This is a genomic window from Skermanella stibiiresistens SB22, from assembly GCF_000576635.1.
GTDB lineage: Bacteria > Pseudomonadota > Alphaproteobacteria > Azospirillales > Azospirillaceae > Skermanella > Skermanella stibiiresistens.
The window spans coordinates 51,174-75,032 of sequence record NZ_AVFL01000032.1; the positions used below are offsets into that span (position 1 = coordinate 51,174).

General features: G+C 66.6%; 19 protein-coding genes. 6 read left to right on the forward strand and 13 right to left on the reverse strand.

Annotated elements, in window-relative coordinates; all coding sequences use genetic code 11:
* Positions 1-20: 20 nt before the first annotated feature.
* Genes N825_RS29260 through argH form a run of 4 tightly spaced genes read right to left on the reverse strand, consistent with a single transcriptional unit; the run spans position 21 to position 5,640 of the window.
* On the reverse strand, positions 21-2,672 hold the full coding sequence (locus N825_RS29260) for a TIGR02302 family protein (RefSeq protein ID WP_037459660.1): 2,652 nt from the start codon (positions 2,670-2,672) through the stop codon (positions 21-23).
* Between the two features lie 39 nt (positions 2,673-2,711).
* Complete coding sequence (gene lysA / locus N825_RS29265; RefSeq protein ID WP_037459662.1) at positions 2,712-3,980, reverse strand: diaminopimelate decarboxylase; 1,269 nt, start codon at positions 3,978-3,980, stop codon at positions 2,712-2,714.
* Positions 3,977-4,228: a YceK/YidQ family lipoprotein gene (locus tag N825_RS38195; RefSeq protein ID WP_245613266.1), complete on the reverse strand. Its 252-nt coding sequence runs from the start codon at positions 4,226-4,228 to the stop codon at positions 3,977-3,979. The genes lysA and N825_RS38195 overlap by 4 nt, the downstream gene beginning before the upstream one ends.
* On the reverse strand, positions 4,225-5,640 hold the full coding sequence (gene argH / locus N825_RS29270) for an argininosuccinate lyase (RefSeq protein ID WP_037459664.1): 1,416 nt from the start codon (positions 5,638-5,640) through the stop codon (positions 4,225-4,227). The genes N825_RS38195 and argH overlap by 4 nt, the downstream gene beginning before the upstream one ends.
* A 62-nt stretch (positions 5,641-5,702) precedes the next feature.
* Here argH and N825_RS29275 point away from each other — a divergent pair, with 62 nt between their 5' ends.
* Positions 5,703-6,302 (forward strand): TlpA family protein disulfide reductase, encoded by a 600-nt coding sequence (locus N825_RS29275; protein ID WP_245613267.1) that lies wholly within the window; start codon positions 5,703-5,705, stop codon positions 6,300-6,302.
* A gap of 185 nt (positions 6,303-6,487) precedes the next feature.
* Complete coding sequence (locus N825_RS29280) at positions 6,488-7,504, forward strand: alpha/beta fold hydrolase (RefSeq protein WP_051513480.1); 1,017 nt, start codon at positions 6,488-6,490, stop codon at positions 7,502-7,504.
* Here N825_RS29280 and N825_RS29285 read toward each other — a convergent pair.
* The 7 genes from N825_RS29285 to N825_RS29315 form a co-directional block, all read right to left on the reverse strand.
* The gene (locus N825_RS29285) at positions 7,485-7,838 is read right to left on the reverse strand and encodes a DUF3140 domain-containing protein (protein WP_037459738.1); all 354 of its coding nucleotides are present in this window, start codon (positions 7,836-7,838) and stop codon (positions 7,485-7,487) included. The two genes, N825_RS29280 and N825_RS29285, sit on opposite strands and share 20 nt — an antisense overlap.
* Positions 7,839-8,027: 189 nt before the next feature.
* The gene (locus tag N825_RS29290; protein ID WP_037459670.1) at positions 8,028-8,900 is read right to left on the reverse strand and encodes a 3-hydroxybutyryl-CoA dehydrogenase; all 873 of its coding nucleotides are present in this window, start codon (positions 8,898-8,900) and stop codon (positions 8,028-8,030) included.
* Between the two features lie 35 nt (positions 8,901-8,935).
* Positions 8,936-9,874 carry an electron transfer flavoprotein subunit alpha/FixB family protein gene (locus N825_RS29295; protein WP_037459672.1) on the reverse strand — a complete coding sequence of 313 codons (939 nt, stop codon included), beginning with the start codon at positions 9,872-9,874 and terminating at the stop codon, positions 8,936-8,938.
* Position 9,875: 1 nt separating this feature from the next.
* The gene (locus tag N825_RS29300) at positions 9,876-10,625 is read right to left on the reverse strand and encodes an electron transfer flavoprotein subunit beta/FixA family protein (protein ID WP_037459673.1); all 750 of its coding nucleotides are present in this window, start codon (positions 10,623-10,625) and stop codon (positions 9,876-9,878) included.
* A gap of 205 nt (positions 10,626-10,830) precedes the next feature.
* Complete coding sequence (locus tag N825_RS29305) at positions 10,831-11,400, reverse strand: cob(I)yrinic acid a,c-diamide adenosyltransferase (protein WP_037459674.1); 570 nt, start codon at positions 11,398-11,400, stop codon at positions 10,831-10,833.
* A 70-nt stretch (positions 11,401-11,470) separates the two neighbouring features.
* Positions 11,471-11,662: a twin transmembrane helix small protein gene (locus N825_RS29310; protein WP_037459677.1), complete on the reverse strand. Its 192-nt coding sequence runs from the start codon at positions 11,660-11,662 to the stop codon at positions 11,471-11,473.
* Positions 11,663-11,720: 58 nt separating this feature from the next.
* Positions 11,721-13,418: an acyl-CoA dehydrogenase family protein gene (locus N825_RS29315; RefSeq protein ID WP_037459679.1), complete on the reverse strand. Its 1,698-nt coding sequence runs from the start codon at positions 13,416-13,418 to the stop codon at positions 11,721-11,723.
* A gap of 111 nt (positions 13,419-13,529) precedes the next feature.
* Between N825_RS29315 and N825_RS29320 the strand changes: the two genes are divergently transcribed.
* Positions 13,530-15,011 (forward strand): GH1 family beta-glucosidase, encoded by a 1,482-nt coding sequence (locus N825_RS29320; protein WP_084165165.1) that lies wholly within the window; start codon positions 13,530-13,532, stop codon positions 15,009-15,011.
* A 51-nt stretch (positions 15,012-15,062) separates the two neighbouring features.
* Here the strand turns inward: N825_RS29320 and ccrA are convergent, their stop codons facing one another.
* Both ccrA and N825_RS39280 read right to left on the reverse strand, forming a co-directional pair.
* Positions 15,063-16,346 carry a crotonyl-CoA carboxylase/reductase gene (gene ccrA / locus N825_RS29325; protein WP_037459680.1) on the reverse strand — a complete coding sequence of 428 codons (1,284 nt, stop codon included), beginning with the start codon at positions 16,344-16,346 and terminating at the stop codon, positions 15,063-15,065.
* 19 nt (positions 16,347-16,365) lie between these two features.
* The gene (locus N825_RS39280) at positions 16,366-16,752 is read right to left on the reverse strand and encodes a hypothetical protein (protein ID WP_157619617.1); all 387 of its coding nucleotides are present in this window, start codon (positions 16,750-16,752) and stop codon (positions 16,366-16,368) included.
* On the opposite strand from N825_RS39280, the gene N825_RS29330 reads away from it, so the two are divergent.
* From N825_RS29330 to N825_RS29340, 3 genes are all read left to right on the forward strand, one after another.
* Positions 16,752-18,734, forward strand: coding sequence for a protein meaA (locus tag N825_RS29330; protein WP_037459682.1), 1,983 nt, complete (start codon positions 16,752-16,754; stop codon positions 18,732-18,734). The genes N825_RS39280 and N825_RS29330 overlap by 1 nt on opposite strands.
* Before the next feature lie 115 nt (positions 18,735-18,849).
* Complete coding sequence (locus N825_RS29335) at positions 18,850-20,103, forward strand: metallophosphoesterase family protein (RefSeq protein ID WP_037459683.1); 1,254 nt, start codon at positions 18,850-18,852, stop codon at positions 20,101-20,103.
* Positions 20,100-23,639: an ATP-binding protein gene (locus N825_RS29340; RefSeq protein ID WP_037459685.1), complete on the forward strand. Its 3,540-nt coding sequence runs from the start codon at positions 20,100-20,102 to the stop codon at positions 23,637-23,639. The genes N825_RS29335 and N825_RS29340 overlap by 4 nt, the downstream gene beginning before the upstream one ends.
* The last annotated feature ends 220 nt before the right edge of the window (positions 23,640-23,859 follow it).

A 23,859-nucleotide genomic window follows, 5' to 3' on the forward strand; every position in this document is an offset into this window, starting at 1 on the left:
GGCGGGCACCGTCGCGCCGCTCAGAAGCGGCGCAATAAGCGATCGATGTAATCCAGTTCCGGCTGCGGTCGGTCGAACTCGCCGGCGCGGCGGCGCAGCTCGTCCAGGATCTCACGGGCGCGCTGAAGCTCCGACTGCTCGGGAATGCGGACATCGTTGGTGTCGGACCGGCCGAAGCCGGGCAGGGGACGGCCCAGCGGGTCCCGTCCGCGGTTGGACTGCCGCATCTGCTGCTGACCGGGCATCTGGCCGGGTTGCTGGCCCATCATCATCTGCTGCGCCATCTGTTCGGCCATCGACTGGAGGCCCTGCTGCAACTCGTCCAGCGCCTGGGTCTGCGGCGGGACCGCCGCGCCGGGCATCCCCTGCTGCAGAGCCTGTCCGGCGTCTCGCATGGCCCTTTCCGCCCGGCCGAGGGGGCGGGGTATCTCCCCGCCCATCTCGCCCAACTGCCGCATCAGCTCACCCAACTCGCGCCGCAGGGCCTCCTGCTGGGCGGCACCGCCGGAACCTTGGCCCTGTTGCCCTTGCTGGCCCTGGCCTTGTTGTCCTTGCTGCTGCCCCTGTTGACCTTGCTGTCCTTGGCCACGCTGTCCGGGGCGCTGCTGGCGGCCAGGCATTTGTCCCTGTTGGCCCTGCTGCCCCTGCTGGCTTTGTTGACCCTGCTCGCCTTGCTCGCCCTGTTGGGACTCGCGGAAACTCTGGTCCAGCAACTCGCGCTGGCGCTGGGCGAGATTCTGGAGATCCTGCATCATCTTGCCGGCTTGGTTTTGCTGGTTCTGCTGCATTTGGGCCATGTTGCCGTTGCGCAGGTTTTCCAGCATCTCCTGAAGCTGGGACAGCATCTCGCGGGCGGCGTCTCGGGAGCCGGTTTCGGCCATCTGACGCATCTGGTCCAACATTTGCTGAAGGTCCTGGCGGTCCATCGTCTGACCCTGCATCTCCGGCGGGATCTCCGGAGGCTGCTCGCCGCGCTCCATCGCTTGGCGCATCTGCTCTTCCATGGCGTCCAGGAACTCGTTCAGCGCGGACTGCAACTCATCCATCAGCCGCTGGAGTTCCTGATCGGGAGCGTCCTGGTTCAAGGCGTCCATCAGGCGCTGCTCGGCGTCACGCAAGTTGCGCTCCGCGATTGATAGGGTGCCATCCTCGACCCGGAGCGCCGTGTCCCATAGCAACTGCTGGACAGCGGGAACCGCGTCGTTGGTTTCATCCAGGTAGAGGCGGGCGACCGCGGCGCGGAGCGACAGGAATACGACGACATCGTCGCGGAACTGGAAGGGACGGGCGGAGATGATGCCAAGGCTCCGCGCCACCTCCTCGCGTCCGGCCTGCGGCCGCAGCGTGAGCTTCTTGCGCTCCTCGATGATCGCGCGGGCGACGGGGTGCTGGAACTCGCGCTCGGGCAGGACCAGGGCCACGTCCTCGGTGGTGCCGGTCTGGCCGGCGCCGTCGGTCGCCGACAATCTCAGCGTGACCGGCAGGCCGGCCCAGGGGTGCGGCGCCAGATCGTGGAAACTCGCGCCGCGCGCCGTCTTCGGGCGGACACCGGGCAATGGCAGTTGCAGTTCGATCGGGGCTCGGTCGAAACCCGGCTCGGCGCTGGCGCCATCGAGCCGCACGGTCCCCTGGACGTTCACGACGCCATAGTCGTCGCGCGCCTCGTATTCGAGACGCAAGGCGCCGCGTTCCGCCGCGGCGGGCGGCGTGGGCAAGGCGATGATGGGGGCGGTGTCCGGGACGACGGTGATCGGCCAGGACCCCAGGGAGCGCCCGTTTTGATCGATCGCGATGGTGCCGCCCTTGGTGACCGGCAAGCTGGCCTGATAGCTCGCCTGATCGATCCGCTCGAACGCGGAGTTGCCGCCATTGACGGTCAGCGCCGGAACTCCCGAGCCACCGGTGACCCGCGCGAGCAGGACGCTGCCGGTCGGCACGGCGATCGGAGCCGGCGTTCCGGTGCCGGCGGACCGGTCGGCCTCGGCGGGTTCCGGCTGTGCCGCGCGTAGGAAGATCGGCGGCAGGCCGGTGTATTCAGGCGGCGTCACCCAGACATCCAGCATTGCGGTGTTGGCGGCGGACCCGTCACCCAGATGGGGCGTCAGCGCGGCGGCGAGGCGCGGGCGCCAGTCACCCCAGGTGCCGAACGCCGCGACGAACAGGATCAGGCCGACACCGGCGCGGAACGCCCAGGGATCGCGGGCGGCGAGGTTGGGGTGGGGCAGGTTGACCCGCATCGAGCGCATCCGCTGGCGCGCCCGCTCTTGATAGAGCCGCCATAGCTCGGCGCTGGCGGGGTCGGAGCCGCTGGCCAGGGTGTCGCGGAGTGCCGCCAACGGCCGATGGGTCAAACCGCTGTCGCGCTCCAGCCTGCGCAGTGCGGCGGCGTCGTTCGGCAAGCGGATCCGCCTAACGCCGATGTACACGGCCGCGCCGAAGGCGGTGGCGAACAGGACAAGCGCCAGGGCGTGGAGCCAGCCTCCGAGCGATGGCAGCACGTTGAACAGGGCCACCGCGATGAACAACCCAGCGACGCCAACCGCCGGCCACAGGGCTGGCCAAAGCTGTTCCCAAGCCAAGGCGCCCCGCGCCAGGAGAAGCCGGAAGCTCGGTTCTCCCGGGACCGATTTTTGCCGGGCGGGGCTCCGCGTCTGATCGTCGGGTCCGTTCATGCCGCCTCACCCCTCCCAGTTTCGTCCCGCTCGCCCCAGTCAGGGATCAAGCCACTCGGGTACCCGTTCCGCCGCCAGCATCTCCTCGATCGTCGGACGTCGCCGTACGACCGCGTGCTTGGCGCCCGACACCAACACCTCCGGCACCAGGGGCCGTGTGTTGTAGGTCGACGCCATCACCGCGCCATAGGCGCCCGCCGACAGGAATGCCACCAGATCTTCTTGGTCCAAATGTGGCAGGTCCCGCTGCACGGCGAAGGTGTCTCCCGATTCGCAGACCGGACCGACCACATCGATCGGAGATCGTGGAGCATCCGGGTTCGGCTCAACCACAGGAAGGATAGTGTGCCAGGCATCGTAAAGCGAGGGGCGGATCAGATCGTTCATGGCGGCGTCGACGATCAGGAACTCGCGATGGACCCCCGTCTTGCGGAAGATCACCTTGGACACCAGCACGCCGGCGTTGCCGACCAGGGCGCGGCCGGGTTCCAGGGTCACGTGGCATCCCAGGTTGCCGGTGATGCTGCGGACCATGCCGGCGTAGGACGCCAGCGCCGACACCTCCTCGTCCCGGTACAGGATGCCGAGCCCACCGCCCAAGTCCAGGCGCTGGATGTCGTGGCCGTCGGCGCGCAGCGCGTGGACCAATTCGACCACCCGCTCGAACGCGTCGCGGAACGGCTCCAGGCTCGTCAGCTGCGATCCGATGTGGACCGCGACCGCGACGGCTTCGATACCCGGCAATTCCGCCGCGCGGGCGTACGTCGCCCGGGCGTGGTCGATATCGATGCCGAACTTGTTCTCCTTCTTGCCGGTCGCGATCTTCGCGTGGGTCTTGGCGTCGACGTCCGGATTGACGCGGATCGCGATCGCCGCTGTCCGCCCGATCGATGTCGCGACCTCGCTCAGGGCCTCCAGTTCGGGGATGGATTCGACGTTGAGCTGGAAGATGCCGGCTTCGAGCGCCGACCTCATCTCGCCGCGTGTCTTGCCGACCCCGGAGAACACGATCCTGTCGGCTGGCACGCCGCCCGCCAGCGCGCGGCGCATCTCCCCCTCCGACACCACATCGGCGCCGGCTCCCAGCCGGGCCAGCGTGCGGATCACCGCGAGGTTGGAGTTCGCCTTCAGGGCATAGCAGATGCCGGTGTCGGAACCCTCGAACGCGTCGGCGAAGGCGCGGTAGTTGGCTTCCAGGGCCGCCGACGAATAGCAGTAGAACGGCGTGCCGACCTCCGCCGCCAAGTCCATCAGGGATACGTCGTCGGCGTGCAGGACGCCGTCACGGTAGGTGAAGTGAGGGTTCATGGCGTTCCCGGCTGGGTCTGCGCCGGGGCCGGAGAAGGGGCCGGAGCTTGCCGTTGCGGTTGGGGTTGCGGGTCCAGCGCCGGGTTCGGGTAGACACCGGGGAAGCGGTCGGCGGCTCGTCCTTGCGGCGGCTCGACGAAGCTGGGCTTCTTGCCGCAGCCGGCCAACGCCATAACGGCGAGGCTGGCGGCCATGAGGCGGAGCATGGCCTGGCGGGAATTGGCGGGGCGGAGAAGGGAACGGCTCACAGGAAACGCTCCCGCGCGGCGGAGACGGCTGCGCGCACCGTCTCGGGCGCGGTGCCGCCGAAGCTGGTCCGGCTGGCGACCGAGGCGTCGACCGTCAGCACGTCGAACACCGCCTGGGTGATGCGCGGCTCCACGGATTGGAGGTCGGCGAGGCTGAGTTCGGCCAGCTTGGCTCCCCTGTCCTCCGCCAACTTGACGATCCGCCCCGTCACGTGATGGGCCTGGCGGAACGGCAGGCCCAGGACCCGGACCAGCCAGTCGGCCAGATCGGTCGCGGTGATGAATCCCGCCTCGGTCGCGGCGCGCATCCGGTCGGCGTCGGGCGTCAGGTCGCGGACCATGCCGGCCATGGCCGCGACGCACAGGCCAAGCGTGTCGTCGGTTTCGAACACCGGCTCCTTGTCCTCCTGCATGTCCTTGGAATAGGCCAGCGGCAGCCCCTTCATGACGATCAGGAGCCCGCTGAGCGACCCGATCACACGGCCAGACTTGGCGCGGACCAATTCGGCGGCATCGGGGTTCTTCTTCTGCGGCATGATCGAACTGCCGGTGGTGAAGGCGTCGGTCAGCCGGATGAAGCGGAAGGCGTCGCTGCACCAGACCACGATCTCCTCCGCCAGCCGCGACAGGTGGACGGCGCAGATCGCGGCGGCGCCGAGATATTCCAGCGCGAAGTCGCGGTCGGATACGGCGTCGAGCGAGTTGGCGGTCGGCCGGTCGAAGCCGAGATCCCGCGCCACGGAGTGGCGGTCGATCGGGAAAGAGGTGCCGGCCAGCGCCGCCGAGCCGAGAGGGCACTCGTTGAGCCTGGCGCGGGCGTCGCGCATGCGGCCCCGGTCGCGCCCCAGCATCTCGACATAAGCCAGCAGATGGTGACCAAAGGTCACTGGCTGGGCCGTCTGGAGGTGGGTGAAGCCGGGCATCACCGTTCCGGCGTGCCGTTCCGCCAGATCGATCATCGCCGACTGGAGGTCCTTCAGGCCCGCGTCGATGCGGTCAAGCGCGTCGCGAACCCAGAGGCGGAAATCGGTCGCCACCTGGTCGTTGCGGGACCGCGCGGTGTGCAGCCGGCCAGCAGACTCGCCGATCAGTTCCGCCAGCCGCGCCTCCACGTTCATGTGGATGTCTTCCAGTTCGGTCTTGAACGTGAAGCCGCCGTCGGCAATCTCTTGGGCAATGCGGTCGAGCCCGGTGATGATCTGTTGGGCGTCGTCCGCGGCGATGATGCCCTGCCGGGCGAGCATGGCGGCGTGGGCCTTGGAACCCGCGATGTCCTGGACCGCGAGACGCTGATCGAATCCGATCGACACGTTGATGCGTTCCATGATCGAGGACGGTCCGCTGGCGAAGCGCCCGCCCCAAAGCTGGTTGGCGGCGCTGCTGGCGTTTTTGGGCGTTGCTTGGTCGGTCATGGGGTGCGGTTTATTCAGGTCCAGGGGAGGGTCGGAAACGGGATATGAAAAAGGTGGTCAGTATGCGTAATTTCATCGCCGCCGCAATGCTCGGCATCGTTTGCGCGGTTGGAGGGTGGTTCGCGTCCGACGCGGGGCAGGCGAACGCCGCCCGTCCGCCGCTGGAGGGGACGATGGGAAAGTTCCAGCCCGCCGATCAACCCCGGCCGGTGCCCGATCTGGGTTTCATCGGACCCAGCGGCGCCCAGGCCAGCTTGTCCGACTTCAAGGGTAAGATCGTGCTGTTGAACCTATGGGCGACGTGGTGCGCGCCCTGTGTCAAGGAGATGCCGTCGCTCGACGCCTTGCAGGCGAGGCTGGGTGGCGAGGATTTCCAGGTCGTGGCCCTGTCGCTCGACCGGGGCGGCCGGAACGTCGTGCAGCCCTTCTTCGAGCGGCTGGGTATACGGAACCTGGAAATGTACCTGGACCCGCCGAGCGCCGCCATGGGAACGCTGAAGCCTCGTGGTCTGCCGACGACCCTGGTGATCGACCGCGACGGCTTCGAACTGGGCCGGTTGGAAGGCGAGGCCGACTGGAACAGCGAGGAGGCTGTCCGGATGCTGCGGCATTTCATCGATGATGGTGTCCGTCCGACCAGGATGATGAAGACGAGCGGCTGACGTGGCGCTTGAGACCGGCCGAAGCATGGGGCTGGAAATGGAGGAGGGCAGGGCGGTCCAGCTTGGCCGGTCTTCGGGCGAGTCGTGAGCCGGGAACCTAACCCATCGTCGTCCCGTTCCCTCGATACTCGTATGTTGCGGAGCACAATGATGCCCCGCGAACCCAGCATCCCATGAGGGCTCCAATGAACGGCTTTCGATCCAGCGCGTCATCGCGGACCGGCAAGATCCTGGCCGCTTCGGCGGCGGCACTCGCCGCGACCGCCCTGTACAACACCTACCGCACGCGGAAGGCCGAGCGGGAGCATCCGCCCGCCGGTCGTTTCGTCACGGTGGACGGCGTGCGTCTGCACTACATCGAGCGTGGCCAAGGATCGCCGGTCGTGCTGGTCCATGGCAACGTCGTGATCGCGGAGGACTTCGTCTACAGTGGCGTGTTCGATCGGCTGACCGCGAATCACAGGGTGATCGCCTTCGACCGGCCCGGTTATGGCTATAGCGAGCGACCTCAGGGATCGATGTGGACAGCGCGGCAGCAGGCCGACCTGCTCGCCAAAGCCTTCGATGCCCTGGGGATCGAGCACCCGGTCGTCGTTGGCCACTCATGGGGAACGCTGGTGGCCCTGGAACTGGCGCTGGGTCACCCCGGGAGCGTGAGCGGACTGGTATTGCTGGCGGGATATTATCAGACCACCTTCCGCGCCGATGTCGCGTTGGTCGCGGCACCCGCCGTTCCAGTGTTCGGCGACGTGCTGCGTCACACCCTCTCACCCTTGATCGGCTCGGCGTTGATGCCGCTGAACCTCAAGGCGATGTTCGCTCCCTTGCCGGTGCCGGAGCGGTTCGAGCGCGAGTTCCCTCATTACTTCCCGGTGAGACCAGGCCAGATCCGCGCCGAGTCCCAGGACGCCGTCACCATGGTCCCGGCGGTCATCGGCATGGAGGAACGGGCTCGCGATCTCAAGATACCCGTCGCCATCATGGCCGGCACCGATGACAAGGTCGTGGATCCCGAGGACCACTCCGTGTGGCTGCACGGTGTCATTCCTGACAGCGACCTTCGATTGGTCCCTGGCGTCGGCCACATGCTGCACCACGCGGTCCCGGGGCAGGTGGCCGAGGCCATCGACCAAGTCGCTGGCGGCCGGAAGCGGCCCTCCTCAGCCAATCCAATCCCCGACCTCATCGCGACTTCTTCTTGAGAGGGTCATGACCCCAGTTCATCAAGCTATGGCGCCAGCGGGACGTCTCGACATCGTGTGACGGACCCTGGGCGCAATGGCGATGGACGTAGGAGACGACTTTCCGCATGTGGGCATAATCGTCTTCGGTCAGATCTGCCTGCTTGGTGTGCGCCAACTCGACGATCCGGCGGCCCGACTGGTGGCCGACCGACTCGTCCTCTCCCTCACGGTTGAACCCGACACCCTCACTCTCCTCGGTCCCAAGCCACCGTTCGAGTTCCTTGGGCGTCATGTTCACCGCGTCGGCGTAATCGGCCCGGATACTGGCTTTTTCATCATCGCTGAACGGCACCTGATGCTCCTTGTGCTGCGACGGGAAAGTTTTCCCGTATCGCAGGAACATGGCGGTATGTCGCACGGAGGAAAGGGGCTCCTGGCTTTAGCCTCATAGGCGACATCCGAAAACGGCAAGAGGCCCCGGAATGCTTTTCCGGGACCTCTTGCCAGGGCACTCGGCGAGCCTTGCGGCGCGTCCTGTCGTTCAGCGCGTCGGGACCGGGACCGGCTTGCTGTAGTCGTAGAAGCCGCGGCCAGCCTTGCGGCCAACCCAGCCGGCTTCGACGTATTTCACCAGCAGCGGGCAGGGCCGATACTTGCTGTCGGCCAAGCCGTCGTACAGGACGTGCATGATCGCCAAGCAGGTGTCCAAGCCGATGAAGTCCGCCAGCTCCAGCGGGCCCATCGGGTGGTTGGCGCCCAGCTTCAGCGCGGTGTCGATCGCTTCGACCGAGCCCACGCCCTCGTAGAGGGTGTAGACCGCCTCGTTGATCATCGGCAGCAGGATGCGGTTGACGATGAAGGCCGGGAAGTCCTCCGCCACGGCGGCCTTCTTGCCCAGCTTGACCGTCAGCTCCCTGACCGACTGGAACGTCTCCTCATCCGTCGCGATGCCGCGGATCAGCTCGACCAGCTGCATCACCGGCACCGGGTTCATGAAGTGCATGCCCATGAACTTGGCTGGACGGTCGGTCACGGCGGCCAGCCGCGTGATCGAGATCGACGAGGTGTTGCTCGCGATCAGCGCGGTCGAGTTGAGGTTGGGAACCAGACGCTTGAAGATCTCCCGCTTGACTTCCTCGGCTTCCGTCGCCGCCTCGATGACGAGGTCGCAATCACCGAAGATCGCCAGATCGGTGCCGGTCGAGATGCGTTCGAGGGCCGTGTGCTTCTCGGCCTCCGTCAGCTTCCCCTTGGCGATCTGGCGCTCCAGGTTCTTGCCGATATTGCCCACCGCCTTGTTCAGCGCATCGGCACTGATGTCGGACAGCTTGACGTCGAAGCCTGACACTGCGCAGACATGGGCGATGCCCGCGCCCATCTGTCCGGCCCCGATGACACCGATCTTCTGAATCATTTAATTTCCTTGCGGCGACGTTGGAGGAAGAATGATCACACCTTGCCCAGTTCCTCCGTCAGCTCGGGAATGACCTTGAACAGATCACCCACGAGGCCGTAGTCGGCGACCTGGAAAATCGGCGCTTCCTCGTCTTTGTTTATGGCCACGATGACCTTGGAGTCCTTCATCCCGGCCAGGTGCTGAATGGCACCGGAGATACCGACCGCGATGTAAAGCTCGGGAGCCACGATCTTCCCGGTCTGTCCGACCTGGTAGTCGTTGGGGACGAAGCCGGCGTCCACCGCGGCGCGCGACGCGCCGACAGCGGCGCCCAGCTTGTCGGCGAGGGTCTCCAGCATGTGGAAGTTCTCGCCGGACTGCATGCCGCGGCCACCGGACACGATGGCCTTGGCGCTCGTCAACTCGGGACGCTCCGACTTGGAGAGTTCCTGACCGACGAACTTGGACAGGCCGGCGTCGGCGCCGGTGGCCGCCGCCTCGACCGACGCGCCGCCACCGTCGGCGGCGACCGCGTCGAACGCGGTGCCGCGTACGGTGATGATCTTGATCGCGTCCGACGACTGGACCGTGGCGATGGCGTTGCCGGCGTAGATCGGCCGGTCGAAGGTGTCTGCGTCATGGACCCCGACGATCTCGGAGATCTGCGCCACGTCCAGCAGGGCGGCGACTCGCGGCATGACGTTCTTGCCGAAGCTCGTCGCGGGAGCCAGCACGTGGCTGTAGCCCTTGGCGAGGTCGACGATCAGCGGCGCCACGTTCTCGGCCAGCCCATGGGCGTACTGCTCGGCGTCCGCGACCAGGACCTTGGACACGCCGGCGATCTTCGCGGCGGCCTCGGCCGTCCCTTGGACGTTGGAGCCGGCGACCAGCACGTGGAGGTCGCCACCGAGCTTGGTGGCGGCGCCGATGGTGGTCAGGGTGGCGGCCTTGACCGCGCCGTCGGCATGTTCAGCGATGACGAGGACGCTCATATCAGATCACCTTGGCTTCGTTCTTCAGCTTCTCGACCAGCTCCTGCACCGACTTGACCTTGATGCCGGCCGAGCGCTTCGCGGGCTCGACGACCTTGAGGGTCTTCAGACGCGGCGCCGGATCGACACCGAGATCGGCGGGGGACACCGTCTCGATCGGCTTCTTCTTCGCCTTCATGATGTTGGGCAGCGACGCGTAGCGCGGCTCGTTGAGGCGCAGGTCGGTGGTCACCACGGCGGGAAGCTTCAGTTCGATCGTCTCCAGGCCGCCATCGACCTCGCGGGTCACCGTGACGGCGCCCTCGGCGGGAACGACCTTGGACGCGAAGGTGCCCTGGGCCCAGCCCAGCAGGGCCGCGAGCATCTGGCCGGTCTGGTTGGCGTCGTCGTCGATCGCCTGCTTGCCCATGATGACAAGCTGCGGCTGTTCCTTGTCCACGATCGCCTTCAGCGCCTTGGCGACGGCCAGCGGCTGCAGATCGGCGTCGGTCAGGACGTGGATGGCGCGGTCGGCCCCCATCGCGAGCGCGGTGCGCAGGGTTTCCTGGCAGGCCTGGACACCCATGCTGACGGCGATCACCTCGGTCGCCGCCTTGGATTCCTTGAGACGAACCGCCTCTTCAACCGCGATTTCATCGAAAGGATTCATCGACATCTTAACGTTGGCAGTCTCGACTCCCGAGCCGTCCGCTTTGACACGGATCTTCACGTTGTAGTCGACCACCCGCTTAACCGGGACGAGGACTTTCATTGCAAATCCTTAGTTATCGGTACACGACAGTGGCTCATGCGCCCGCGCGAAAGCTTGGCCGCAGTGCACAAAATACACCGCGAGCGGTGGCGAACCATAGGATTTGGCATCAACCGTGTCAATCTGCAGGCAAGCCGCCATCGCACCGCAACATGCGACACAAAGCCTTTGCGATGATGGGGTGCTCCGGCGGTCGGATTGAAACCTAACGGTTGGCGCCGGGCACCCAAAGCACATCCAAAGCGCCTTTGCCGTTCACGTAACGGCTCAGCACGAACAAATGGTCCGACAGGCGGTTGATGTATTTCAGCGCCGCGGCGCTCACCGGCTCATGGCCGGCCAGTTCGGTCATCAGGCGTTCGGCGCGGCGCGCCACGGTCCGAGCCAAGTGGAGGTGCGCCGCCGCCGGCGATCCGCCCGGCAGCACGAAGCTCGACAGCGGGCTCAACTCCGCGTTCATGGCGTCGATTTCGCTCTCCAGACGGTCAACCTGGGAATCGATGACGCGGAGCGGCGGGTAGGGCGGATCCTCCTGTTCCGGCGTGCAGAGATCGGCGCCGAGATCGAACAGGTCGTTCTGGATACGCGACAACATGGCGTCGGTCTGGGGATCGTCGGCCGTGTGCAGTCGCGCCAAGCCGATCACGCTGTTCGCCTCGTCCACCGTTCCATAGGATGCGACGCGGAGGTCATGCTTGGCGACCCGCCTGCCATCGCCCAGCGAGGTTTCCCCCTTGTCGCCGCCGCGGGTATAGATCCTGGTCAGCCGCACCATGCGGGCAATCCTCCGGAGTTCATGTCTATAGGTGGCTCTGGCGTTGACTCTGGCGGCGCCGTGCTCAGGCCTATTTGGCGAGCAGGGCGAGGACGAAGATGATCAGTGCCACGCCCTGCAAGGTGACGCGCAGGCGCATCAGCCGGTTGCCGTATTTCTCGTTGAACTCGCCGCCACGCACCATGGCGAACAAGCCGACGAAAAGCGAGCCGAGCACGGCGAGCATCGCCACAGCCAGGAGGATGGTGAAAAATCCGCTCATCCCCTGGATATAGTACGTCGTCCCGCCGCCGCCCAGCCCAACTTCGTTGTCAGGCGCCTCAGTTCCGCCGGCCGAGCAGGCCCCGCGCGATCACCTGCGCCTGGATCTCGGCCGCACCCTCGAAGATGTTGAGGATACGGGCGTCGCACAGCACGCGGCTGATCTGGTACTCGGTGGCGTAGCCGTTGCCGCCGTGAATCTGGAGCGCGTTGTCGGCGTTGGACCACGCGACACGGGCGGCCAGCAGCTTCGCCATGCCGGCCTCGATGTCGCAGCGCCGGTCCTCGTCCTTCTCACGTCCCGCGAAGTAGGTCAGCTGGCGGACCAGCATCGTCTCGACCGCCATCCAGCCGATCTTGGCGGCGACGCGCGGGAACTTGATCAGCGCCTTGCCGAACTGGACCCGCTCCGAAGCGTATTTCAGCCCCAGCTCCATGGCGTTCTGAGCGACGCCGGTCGCGCGCGCCGCCGTCTGGATGCGGGCGCTCTCGAAGGTTTCCATCAATTGTTTGAAGCCCTGACCTTCGACGCCGCCCAGCAGGTTCTCGGCCGGAACCTCGAAGCCGTCGAAGCCGATCTCGTATTCCTTCATGCCGCGATAGCCCAGCACCTCGATCTCGCTGCCGGTCATGCCCTCGGCCGGGAACGGGTTCTCGACCGTGCCGCGCGGCTTCTCGGCCAGCAGCATCGACAGGCCCCGGTAATCGGTCGAGGTCGGGTCGGTGCGGACCAGCAAAGTCATGAGGTCGCTGCGGGCGGCATGCGTGATCCAGGTCTTGTTGCCCATCACCTTGTAGACGTCGCCCTCACGCACCGCGCGGGTGCGGAGCGAGCCCAGGTCGGAGCCGGTGTTCGGCTCCGTGAAGACGGCGGTCGGCAGGATCTCACCGCTGGCCAGCTTGGGCAGCCACTTCTCCTTCTGCTCCTGGGTGCCTCCCAGCCTGATCAGCTCCGCCGCGATCTCCGACCGGGTGCCGAGCGAGCCGACGCCGATATAGGCTTGGCTCAGGATCTCCGACACCACGCACATGGCGGTCTTGCCCATGCCAAGGCCGCCGAACTCCTCCGGCACGGTCAGGCCGAAGACGCCCAGTTCGGCCATCTGCTCGACCACCTCCAGCGGGATCAACACGTCGCGCTCGTGCCAGCCATGGGCGTGCGGCACGACGACGTCCTGGGCGAACCGGCTGAACTGATCGCGGATCATATCGAGCGTTTCGTCCTCCAGCGCCAGCTTTCCAAAGCTGTGGCTCTCGGCGACCAACTCGGCGATGCGGAGACGGACGGCGGAGGTGGCGCCCTGGTCGATCAGCGTCGTGACGGCGGGCGTGCGGTAGGCGGCGAGGGCCTCGGCGGGCACCCCAAGGTCGTTCGGCCGGACGATCTCGACCTGGCTCAGCGGGACGCCGCCCACCAACTGCGCGAGATACTCGCCGAACGCCGCCTGGAGCATCAGGGCTTCCATCTCGCCCAGTTCGCCAGAGTTCTGGAGCCGGGTGGCCCAACCCAGCATCTGGCGCAGGCCTTCGACATAGGTCGCCATCCAGGCGTAGCCGTGGGCGGCGGTCTGGTTGGCCTCCAGCAGGTCGGCGTCGATCTTGCCGCCGGAAGGAGCCACGATCCCCAGGACCGACGCGCGCGCGGCGTCGACCAGCCGTTCCGCGGCGGGCAGGGCCTCGGCGCAAAGCGGCAGCAAGCCGTCCAGCGTCTGGGCCGCGGACGGGGCGGGATCTAGCGTGATGGCGGCGCTGGTCATTGGGAACTCCGTATACTAAATGCGGATCGGTCAATATGCTGCCCCGCAAAATGAGGGACAGTGTGCGGTGCGTCAATGAAACAATGGAACGATACTGGGGTTAACCAAGCAATGATCGCGAAAGAATGCCCGGGCGTAACCCTTGGGCGTCGCCGGTTCCTGGGCGCCGCGGCGGCGACCGCGCTGGTCGGCGCCGATCTCGTCGGAGGAACAGGAACCTTGATCGCGCCAGCCACCGCGCAACAGCCGGTGAGCCCCCGGTCGGTGAGGTTTCCGGACGGATTCGTGTGGGGCGCCTCCACGTCGTCGTACCAGATCGAGGGGGCCGCCACCGCCGATGGGCGCGGCTCCAGCATCTGGGACACCCTGAGCCACACGCCGGGCAAAGTGCTCAACGACGACACCGGCGACATCGCGGCCGATCACTACAACCGCTATCTAGAGGATGTGGCGCTGATGGCCGACGCCGGCCTCTCCGCCTACCGCTTCTCCGTCGCGTGGCCGCGAATCCAACCGAGCGGCACGGGACCCGCCAACGCCAAGGGCTTGGACTTCTACGACCGGCTGGTGGACGCGCTGCTGCGCCGGGGGATCGAGCCGTGGCCATGCTTGTACCACTGGGACCTGCCGCAGGCGCTTCAGGACAGGGGGGGCTGGACCAACCGCGACATCGCGTCATGGTTCGCCGACTACGCCTTGATCGTCGCCGGGCGGATCGGCGACCGCGCCAAAAACTGGGTCATGCTCAACGAGCCCTCCGTGGTGGCGATCTTCGGCCACGGGCTTGGCGGGCACGCTCCCGACCTGCGCGGGCGCGAGAACTACGCTGCGGCGATCCACCACCAGAACCTGGCGCAGGGGCGGGCGCTGTCCGCGTTGCGCGCGGCGGGCGGCAAGGATTGGAAGCTGGGCACGGTCCTGAGCGTCCAGCCGGTGAAGCCCGCCACTGGGCAGCCGCCAAATGAGGAAGCGGTGGCCAAATGGGATGCGGTCTGGAACCGGGTTTGTCTCGATCCGCTGTTCAAGGGTGAATACCCCGAGAACATGGGCGTGGACTTCCAGCCGCTGATCAAAGCCGGCGACATGGAGATGATCCACCAGCCGATCGACTTCCTGGGCCTCAACTACTATAGCCGCATGCACCAAACGGCCGATCCCGCCGGCCTGTTCGGCACCGGTTTCGGTGCGTCACCGGAGGGGACCAAACACACCGACATGGGATGGCCGGTCGAACCCGATGGACTGTACGAGCAGCTGATCGAATTCAGGGATCGCTATGGCAACCCTCCCGTTTATGTGACCGAGAACGGCGCGTCCTATGCCGACTGGGTGAGCCCGAGCGGCAAGGCGGAGGACGGCGGCAGGATCTTCTATATCCGCGACCACCTGCTGGCCTGCCACCGCGCGATCCAGGACGGCGCCAACCTGCGCGGCTACTTCGTCTGGACCCTGCTCGACAACTTCGAATGGGGTTTCGGCTACACCCAGCATTTCGGTCTGGTGCAGGTGGATCGCGAGACGATGGAGCGCCGGCCCAAGGCCAGCTACTACTGGTACGGCGACATCGCCAAGTCGAACACCGTGCCGATGTGACGGCTTTCGCCGGGGAGGCTCAACTCCCCGGCGACCATGAGGCGGACCGGCTTACGCCTCCGCCACGTCCTCCAGCGTCCGCAGGCCTGGCTTCAGCGCGTTGACCAGCACGGCCATGTTGCCGGGCTTGTGCTCGTTGCGCAGCATCTTGGTATGGGCGCGCGGGATGTCGTCCCACGAGAAGACCTCCGACATGCAGGGGTCCAGGCGCCGCTCGATCACCAGCTGGTTGGCCTGGCTGGCCTGTAGGAGGTTGGCGAAGTGGCTGCCCTGGATGCGCTTTTGCCGCATCCACACGAAGCGCGCGTCGAAGGTCAGGTTGAAGCCCGACGTGCCGGCGCAGAACACCACCATGCCGCCGCGTTTGACCACGAAGCACGACACCGGGAAGGTCTGCTCGCCCGGATGCTCGAACACGAAGTCGACATCGTTGCCCTTGCCGGTGATGTCCCAGATCGCCTTGCCGAAGGGGCGGACCCGCTTCATGTACTCGGCATAGGCGGCGCTGTCATCCACGTCCGGAAGTTGGCCCCAGCAGTCGAAATCCTTGCGGTTCAGCACGCCCTTGGCACCGAGCGACAGCACGAAGTCGCGCTTGGTCTCGTCCGAGATGACGCCGATCGCGTTGGCGCCGGCCGTCGCGATCAGCTGGATCGCCATCGACCCCAGCCCGCCCGACGCGCCCCAGACCAGGACGTTGTGGCCCGGCCGCAGGATGTGCGGGCGGTGGCCGAACAGCATTCGGTAGGCGGTCGCCAGCGTCAGGGTGTAGCAGGCGCTCTCTTCCCAGGTCAGGTGCTTGGCGCGCGGCATCAGCTGACGGGCCTGGACCCGGCAGAACTGGGCGAAGGAGCCGTCCGGCGTTTCGTAACCCCAGATCCGCTGGGATGGCGAGAACATCGGATCGCCGCCATTGCACTCCTCGTCGTCGCCGTCGTCCTGGTTACAATGGACCACGACCTCGTCGCCGACCTTGAAGCGCTTGACCTTGGCGCCAACCGCCCAGACGATGCCGGACGCATCGGAACCGGCGATGTGGTATTCCGCCTTGTGGACGTCGAAGGGCGAGATGGGCTTGCCCAAGCCGGCCCAGATGCCGTTGTAGTTGACGCCGGCCGCCATCACGAGGATCAACACCTCGTCCTGGCCCACGGTCGGAGTCTCGACGACTTCGAGCTGCATCGCCTGTTCCGGTTCACCGTGCCGCTCGCGGCGAATCGCCCAAGCGTGCATCTTCGCCGGCACATGGCCAAGCGGCGGGATCTCGCCCACGTCGTAAAGATCCTTGACCGCCGGACCGGCCGGGCGGGTGATGACGTTCGCTGCCTCGGTCATGCCTTCTTCCCCAATAACTTCAATCTGGCGTGTGACGCGGCGGGATCCGCTTTCGGATCCATACCGCACCTGCGTCGATGTCGATGCGTCCTGAACCCCAAAGACCCCACGAAGCGTGGAGTTTTGGCAGTCTAAACAGGAAGATCCTTCCGATGCAACGCACAATACGGTAATTTGTTTCACCAGTCACCCGGTCAATGAAACAATCATTCGAAAGCACTAACGGTTGCAACAGGTTGTTCGCATCTGCGGTATGATCGAGATCCGAAGGGGTGTCCCATTGGATGAGACCGAGCCGCTTGCCCGCCGGCGGTTTTCGATGGTAGCGCACGCAGGTCGCCAAGGGATCGGCGGCGGGGTGGTTGACCGGATCGATTTTTTTCAAGCGAAGGGGAAAGCGCAGCAATGAGTGGACATCGCGACAAGCCTTGGCTGATCCGGACATATTCCGGCCATTCGACGGCGGCGGCCTCGAACGCGCTCTACCGCACGAATCTGAAGCGCGGGCAGACCGGCCTGTCCGTCGCCTTCGACCTGCCGACCCAGACCGGCTACGACAGCGAACATCCGCTGGCGCGGGGCGAGGTCGGCAAGGTCGGCGTGCCGGTCTGCCACCTGGGCGACATGAAGACGCTGTTCGATGGCATCCCGCTGGCCGAGATGAACACGTCGATGACGATCAACGCGACGGCGCCCTGGCTGCTGGCGCTCTACATCGCCGCCGCCGAGCAGCAGGGCGCCAGCCGCGCGCAGCTGGCGGGCACCACCCAGAACGACATCATCAAAGAGTATCTGAGCCGCGGCACCTACATCTTCCCGCCCGAGCCGTCGCTTCGCCTGACCACGGACATGATCGCCTTCACCTACCGTGAAGTGCCGAAGTGGAATCCGATGAACGTCTGCTCCTATCACCTGCAGGAGGCGGGAGCGACGCCGGTCCAGGAGTTGGCCTACGCCCTGGCGACCGCCTGCGCGGTGCTCGACGCGGTCAAAAAGTCGGGTCAGGTGCCGGCGGAGGATTTCCCGCAGGTCGTTGGTCGGATCAGCTTCTTCGTCAACGCCGGCATCCGGTTCGTCACCGAGCTGTGCAAGATGCGCGCGTTCACCCATCTGTGGAACGACATCACGCGCGACCGTTACGGCATCGAGGACGAGCAGTTCCGCCGCTTCCGCTATGGCGTCCAGGTCAACAGCCTGGGCCTGACCGAGCAGCAGCCGGAGAACAACGTCTACCGCATCCTGATCGAGATGCTGGCCGTCGTGCTGTCGAAGGACGCCCGAGCCCGCGCCGTTCAGCTTCCCGCCTGGAACGAGGCGCTGGGCCTGCCGCGCCCCTGGGACCAGCAGTGGAGCCTGCGCCTGCAGCAGATCGTCGCGTTCGAGACCGATTTGCTGGAATACGGCGACCTGTTCAACGGCAGCCACGTGATCGATTCCAAGGTCGACGAATTGAAGGCGGAGGCGCTGGAGGAACTGGCCCGGATCGACGCCATGGGCGGCGCCATCGCGGCCGTCGAGTCGTCATACATGAAGCAACGGCTGGTCGAGTCGAACAGCCGCCGCCTCTCGGCGATCGAGTCGGGCGAGCAGACCGTCGTAGCGGTCAACAAGTTCACCGAATCGGCGCCATCGCCGCTGACCGCTGGCGACGACGGTGGGTTCCTGGCCGCCGATCCCGAAGCCGAGGCGGACCAGCTTGGCCGGCTGGAGGCGTGGCGCGCCTCCCGCGACGCCGCGGCGGTGGAGACGGCGCTCGCCGACCTCGGGGCCGCCGCGCGCGAGGGCCGCAACATCATGGATCCCAGCATCCGCTGCGCCCATGCCGGTGTCACCACCGGCGAGTGGTCGGCGGTGCTGCGCGAGGTGTTCGGCGAGTACCGGGCTCCGACCGGCGTCGGCAAGGCCGCCAGCGCGGGTGGGGCGGACACCCTGGACGCCATCCGCGACCGGGTGACGCGGGTGTCCGAGCGTCTTGGCCGCCGCATCAAGATGCTGGTCGGCAAACCTGGCCTGGACGGCCACTCCAACGGCGCCGAGCAGATCGCGGTGCGCGCCCGCGACGCCGGCATGGAGGTGGTCTACGAGGGCATCCGCCTGACGCCGGCCCAGATCGTCAACGCGGCCTTGGAGGAAGGCGTCCATGTCGTGGGGCTGTCGATCCTGTCCGGCAGCCACGTGGCGTTGGTGACGGACGTGCTCGGCCGAATGCGGCGTTTGGGGTTGGGGGAGATCCCCGTCGTCGTCGGCGGCATCATCCCACCCGAGGATGAGCGCACGCTGAAGGCGGCCGGCGTCGCCCGCGTCTACACGCCCAAGGACTATGACCTGACGGCGATCATGGACGACATCGTCACCTTGGTCGACGAGCGCGGCGAACAGGCCGCGTGAGGTAAGTGGGGAGGGTGGCCCGGTGCCAGCCTCCCCAGCGGGATTGGCACAATTTCTTGCGTCGATGCGCTGTTCGGTATACCACCTGTCGTATTGAGCAGGGGCCGAGGCAGCCATGAAATTCATCCACGCCGCCGATATCCATCTCGACAGCCCGTTGAGGGGACTGGCCGCCTATGACGGCGCGCCGGTCGATCTGCTGCGGGGAGCGACGCGCCGGGCCCTCCATGCCATGGTCGATCTCGCGCTGGAGGAGGCGGTCGATTTCGTCGTGATCGCCGGTGACATCTATGATGGCGACTGGCGCGACTTCAACACCGGGCTGTTCTTCGTCCAGCAGATGGCGCGGCTGCGCCAGGGCGGCGTGCCGGTCTTCCTGATCCACGGCAACCACGACGCCGAGAGCCAGATCACCAAGAAGCTGCCTTTGCCCGACAACGTCACCGTGTTCTCGTCACGGAAGCCGGAGACGCACCTGCTGCCGGACCTGAAGGTTGCCCTGCACGGACAGAGCTTCAAGCAGCGTGACGTGGTCGACAATCTGGCGGCTGGCTACAAGGCGCCCGTGCCCGGTCACTTCAACATCGGGCTGCTCCATACCTCGGCGGACGGGCGCGAGGGGCACGCCGGCTACGCGCCCTGCGTCCCGGCTGACCTCGTCAGGCACGGCTATGACTATTGGGCCCTTGGCCACGTCCACAACCGGGAAACCCTGCACGAGCATCCCCACGTCGTGTTCCCCGGCAATCTCCAGGGTCGCCATATCCGTGAGACCGGCGCCAAGGGCTGTGTGATGGTCACGGTCGAGGACGGTCGCGTCACGCGGTTCGAACATCGCCCGGTTGATGTCCTGCGCTGGGCCCTGGTCGAGGCCGACTTGACCGGCTGCGACCAACCGGGCGAGGCGTTGACCCGGATCAGAAGCGCTCTGCGGGCCGAGTTCGACACGTGCGAGGGTCGGCCGCTGGCGGCGCGGTTGCGCCTGACCGGCGCCACGCCACTCCACGGCGGCCTGCTGTCCCATCACGATTCGTTCATGGCGGAGGTCCGCGCGGTGGCGCTCGATCTGGGAACCGACGCCGTGTGGATCGAAAAGATCGTCGGCGCCACCCGGCCCATGCGGGATCTCGCCACCCTTGGCCTGCGGCAGGACGCGGTCGGCAGCCTGCTGCGCTCGCTTGATAGCTTGGCGACGGATGCCGATCTGCGGGAGGTCGTCCGCTCCGAGTTGGAGGAGATGATGGGCAAGATGCCACGCGAACTGGATAGCGACTCCGAATTGGCGGCATTGCGCGATCCGGTTCCCCTGATCGCCGACGCCAAGGCGATCGTGCTGTCGCGCCTGCTGGATCGGGAGTTGGACCGATGAGACTGCTTCGCCTCGGCCTCGACCGCTTCGGCCACTTCACGGATGGTGGCATCGACCTTGGAGTGCTGCCCGATTTCCACATCGTCTGCGGCAACAACGAGGCCGGCAAGACAACGACGCTGCGGGCGCTGGGCGACCTGTTCTTCGGGATCGAGACGCGCTCACCTTATAACTTCAAGCATGATTACGCCGATCTGAGGCTGACCGCCGAGATCGAGGCGGCGGATGGGCGACGGCTGGCGTTCCAGCGGCGCAAGGGCAGGCAGAACACCCTGCTCGACGCGACGGGATCGGGCAGCCTTCCGGAAACGGCGCTGACCGCGTTCCTAGGGCCGATCGACCGCGACTTCTTCGAAGGCATGTTCGGGCTCGATCATAACCGACTGCGCCGGGGGGGCGAGGATATCCTGGCGGCGCGCGGCGACGTCGGGCAGAGCCTGTTCGGGGCGGGCGCCGGGGTGATGGGGATCTCCCAGGTGCTCCAGGAGTTGGACGCCGAGGCCAACGCGCTGTTCTCCTCCCGCAAGGTCGCGTCCAAGCCCTTCTACAAGGCGCTCGATCGCCACGCCGACGCCCGCAAGCGGCTGCGCGAGGCGGCGGTCAGTGGCGACGAATGGCGTCAGGTCCAAGCCGACGCGGAGGCGGCGGAAGCCAGGATCCGGGACAACCGCGACCGGCTGAACCACCTGGAGGCCGCCCGCGCCAAGGCCGAGCGGATCCGCCGGACGCGTCATCTGGTCAGCCAGATCACGGAACTGGAAGCCGAACTGACCTCGCTCGCCGATGCGGTGGCGCTGGCCGACGACGCGGCGGAGCGGAGGTTGACGGCGCTTCGCCAGCGGGACGAGGCGGCGCGGGATGTCGAACGCTGTGGCGCGGCCGCGGCCAAGCTCGCCGAGGAACTGGCCGGTGTGACCGTCCACGAGTCCCTGCTGGATCGCGACGGCGACATCGAGGCGCTGCAGGAACAACGCGGCGCGGTGCGCGATCAGAGGGCGGACCTGCCGAAGCGGGAAAGCGAACTGCGCCAACTGCGCGATCAGGCGGCCGACTTGCTGCGACGGCTGGGATCCTCCTTGCCGATAGATCGCGCGGCCGAGGCGATACCGCCGAAATCCGTTCTGACCGACGTGAGGTCGCTGATCGCTGATGAAGGGAAGCTGCGGGCCCGCTTCGAGGCCGCGACGGAGCTTTTGACGGGATGCAGGGCCGAGGCCGCGCGCCTGGAGGCGCGGTTGGAGGCGATCGGGACACCCGCCGATCCCGCCGTGCTGCTCGCCGCCATCGCGGAGGTGAAGGCGCGCGGCACCCTTGAACAGACGTTGGATGAGGGGCGGTCCCGCCTGCACCGCCTGAAGGAACGCATCGCGTCCCAGGTCGCGGCACTGCCGCTCTGGCAAGGCTCGCTGGAAGGCTTGCTCCAGGCCAAGGTACCGGACGACAGCACGGTGGCTCGGTTCGAAGCCGACTTCGCCGATCTCAACGCGCGTTCGACACGGGCACGGGAGAGGGTCGAAGAGTCCCGTGCCCTGCTCAGCCAAATCGATTCGGACTTGGCGGCCATCGAGGGCTCCAGCGAGGTCCCAACCGCGGAGGTCATCGCCGAGGCGCGGCGGCGGCGCGACACGGGATGGCGGGTGGTGCGCCGGACCTTCATCGACCGCGACCCGCCGCCGCTGTCGAAGGAGGAGTCGGATCTGTTCGATTCGTCCCACGACCTGCCGGGACTATTCGAGACGGCGCTCCACTCGGCGGACGCGCTGGTCGATCGCAAGGAGGCCGAGGCTCACCGTGTCGCCAGTTATGTCCAGCTGAAGTCGCGACAACAGGAGACGGTTCGGCGGCTGACATCGGCGGCGCACGAGGTATCGGGCTGCGACAGGTCGCGCGCCGAGTTGGAGACCGCGTGGGCCGCCGCATGGCGTCCAGCCGGATTGGTGCCTGCTTCACCCCGGGAGATGGCGGCTTGGCTGAGCCGGGTGGTGGGCCTGGTGCGTGATGCCGAGGCGGCGCGCGACCTGGAGACGTCTTGCCACCGGATGGGAAACGACCTCGCCAACACCCACGCTCAATTGGCGGCGGCGCTGTCGTCCCTTGGCTCCATGGCGTCTCCGCAAACCGGATTTGGCCAGAATGGATTGGGACTTCTGCTGCGGCAGGCGGAGGGCGTGGCGCAGCGGCTGACTGATGCCGGGCTTCAGCGTCAGACCTGCGGGGACCGTTTGGTCGAACAGCGGCTCAAGGTGGCCGAGACCGAGCGCCAATCCAACGCTTGCGCGCGGGCGCTGGAAGATTGGCGGCGATCCTGGGTGACTCTGATCGAACGGTTGGGACAGTCGCCCGACACGACACCCGCTGGCGGCGAGAAGACCGTGGTGGCGTTGGAGGACCTTGACCGCCTACTCGATGGCATCAAGGATCTGAGCCACCGCGTTGAGCGGATTCGCGAGAACACGGGCAGGTTCGAGGCCGAGACACGCCGGCTGGCGGTCTCGTTCGAGATGCCGTTGGATGGCGATCCGATCGATCTCGCCAGCGCGTTGTTGGTCCGCCTTGAACAAGCGAAGCGGGATCGCGAGCGTCGGCGGGATCTGGCGGATCGACTCAAGATCGCCCGCGATGAGGTCGCCATGGCCGAGGGAGCCGTTCGCGACGCGGAGGCGACCTTGGCGCGGCTGCGCGGCGAAGCTGGCAGCAACGACGATGGGGCCTTGGCCGAGGCCATCCAGAAATCCGATCAGCGGCGAGAGGCCGAGCGCCGGCTGGCGGAACTCCGGCACCAATTGCTGGCGGCGGGCGACGGCTTGGCTGCCGCTCAGCTGATAGCGGAGGTCGCGGACCGCGACCCCGACCAGTTGGCCGGCGACCTGCGCCGTATCACTGGCGAGATCGCGGATCTTCAGACCCAAGGGACGGAACTCGGCGCGGAGCAGCAACGGCTGCGCCAGCGGCTTGGCGAGATGGAGCGGGGGAGGGGAGGCGGTACGGCAGCGCAAGAAGCGCAAGAGGCCTTGGCTGATCTTCGCGACACGGCGGAGACCTACGCCAGGCTCCGCACCTCGGCGTTGCTGCTGCGGAGCGCCGTGGATCGCTACCGTCAGGAACAGCAGGGTCCGCTGTTGCGGCGGGCGGCCGATCTTTTCAGGACGCTGACACTTGGGAACTATGTCGGGCTCAAGGTCGAGTTCGACGAGCGCGACCAAGCGATCTTGAAGGGGGAGCGGCGGGCCGGCGCGTTGGTCGATGTGCTGGGCATGAGCGACGGCACCCGCGATCAGCTTTTCCTGGCGCTGCGCGTTGCGGCGATCGAGCTCTATGTCGCGGGGGCCGAGCCGATTCCCTTCGTGGCCGATGATCTCCTGATCAATTACGACGACGATCGCGCCGCCGCCGCGTTGTCGGTGCTGCATGACCTCAGCCGCCAAACGCAGGTGCTGTTCTTCACCCACCATCCGCATCTCTGCGAGGTGGCGAAGCGCCAGCTGGGGGCGGGAGCCATGAAGGTCCACACCCTGGATCAGGTGGTGACCGCCTGAGGTGAACCGGGCGGCCCAACAGGCGTCGGCTGGAAAAACGTCACGCGGATGAAAAAGGCTCTGGACAGGGTGGGATGAGCCGCCCTATATACGGCCTCCCGACGCGCTGAGGCGGTCGGGGGCACCACAAAACGGTGGGAAATCAAGCCAGCGTGCTTCGGCACGCCGCGCTGTGTTTCGCGGGATCTTTGACAAGTTGATCGATAGAGAGAAGGGATGC

Coding starts and splice junctions, on each gene's coding strand:
- N825_RS29260 (WP_037459660.1), bottom strand. CDS start 2,672: ATGAACGGACCCGACGATCAGACGCGGAGCCCCGCCCGGCAAAAATCG.
- lysA (WP_037459662.1), bottom strand. CDS start 3,980: ATGAACCCTCACTTCACCTACCGTGACGGCGTCCTGCACGCCGACGAC.
- argH (WP_037459664.1), bottom strand. CDS start 5,640: ATGACCGACCAAGCAACGCCCAAAAACGCCAGCAGCGCCGCCAACCAG.
- N825_RS29275 (WP_245613267.1), top strand. CDS start 5,703: ATGCGTAATTTCATCGCCGCCGCAATGCTCGGCATCGTTTGCGCGGTT.
- N825_RS29280 (WP_051513480.1), top strand. CDS start 6,488: ATGAACGGCTTTCGATCCAGCGCGTCATCGCGGACCGGCAAGATCCTG.
- N825_RS29290 (WP_037459670.1), bottom strand. CDS start 8,900: ATGATTCAGAAGATCGGTGTCATCGGGGCCGGACAGATGGGCGCGGGC.
- N825_RS29295 (WP_037459672.1), bottom strand. CDS start 9,874: ATGAGCGTCCTCGTCATCGCTGAACATGCCGACGGCGCGGTCAAGGCC.
- N825_RS29300 (WP_037459673.1), bottom strand. CDS start 10,625: ATGAAAGTCCTCGTCCCGGTTAAGCGGGTGGTCGACTACAACGTGAAG.
- N825_RS29305 (WP_037459674.1), bottom strand. CDS start 11,400: ATGGTGCGGCTGACCAGGATCTATACCCGCGGCGGCGACAAGGGGGAA.
- N825_RS29310 (WP_037459677.1), bottom strand. CDS start 11,662: ATGAGCGGATTTTTCACCATCCTCCTGGCTGTGGCGATGCTCGCCGTG.
- N825_RS29315 (WP_037459679.1), bottom strand. CDS start 13,418: ATGACCAGCGCCGCCATCACGCTAGATCCCGCCCCGTCCGCGGCCCAG.
- N825_RS29320 (WP_084165165.1), top strand. CDS start 13,530: ATGATCGCGAAAGAATGCCCGGGCGTAACCCTTGGGCGTCGCCGGTTC.
- ccrA (WP_037459680.1), bottom strand. CDS start 16,346: ATGACCGAGGCAGCGAACGTCATCACCCGCCCGGCCGGTCCGGCGGTC.
- N825_RS29330 (WP_037459682.1), top strand. CDS start 16,752: ATGAGTGGACATCGCGACAAGCCTTGGCTGATCCGGACATATTCCGGC.
- N825_RS29335 (WP_037459683.1), top strand. CDS start 18,850: ATGAAATTCATCCACGCCGCCGATATCCATCTCGACAGCCCGTTGAGG.
- N825_RS29340 (WP_037459685.1), top strand. CDS start 20,100: ATGAGACTGCTTCGCCTCGGCCTCGACCGCTTCGGCCACTTCACGGAT.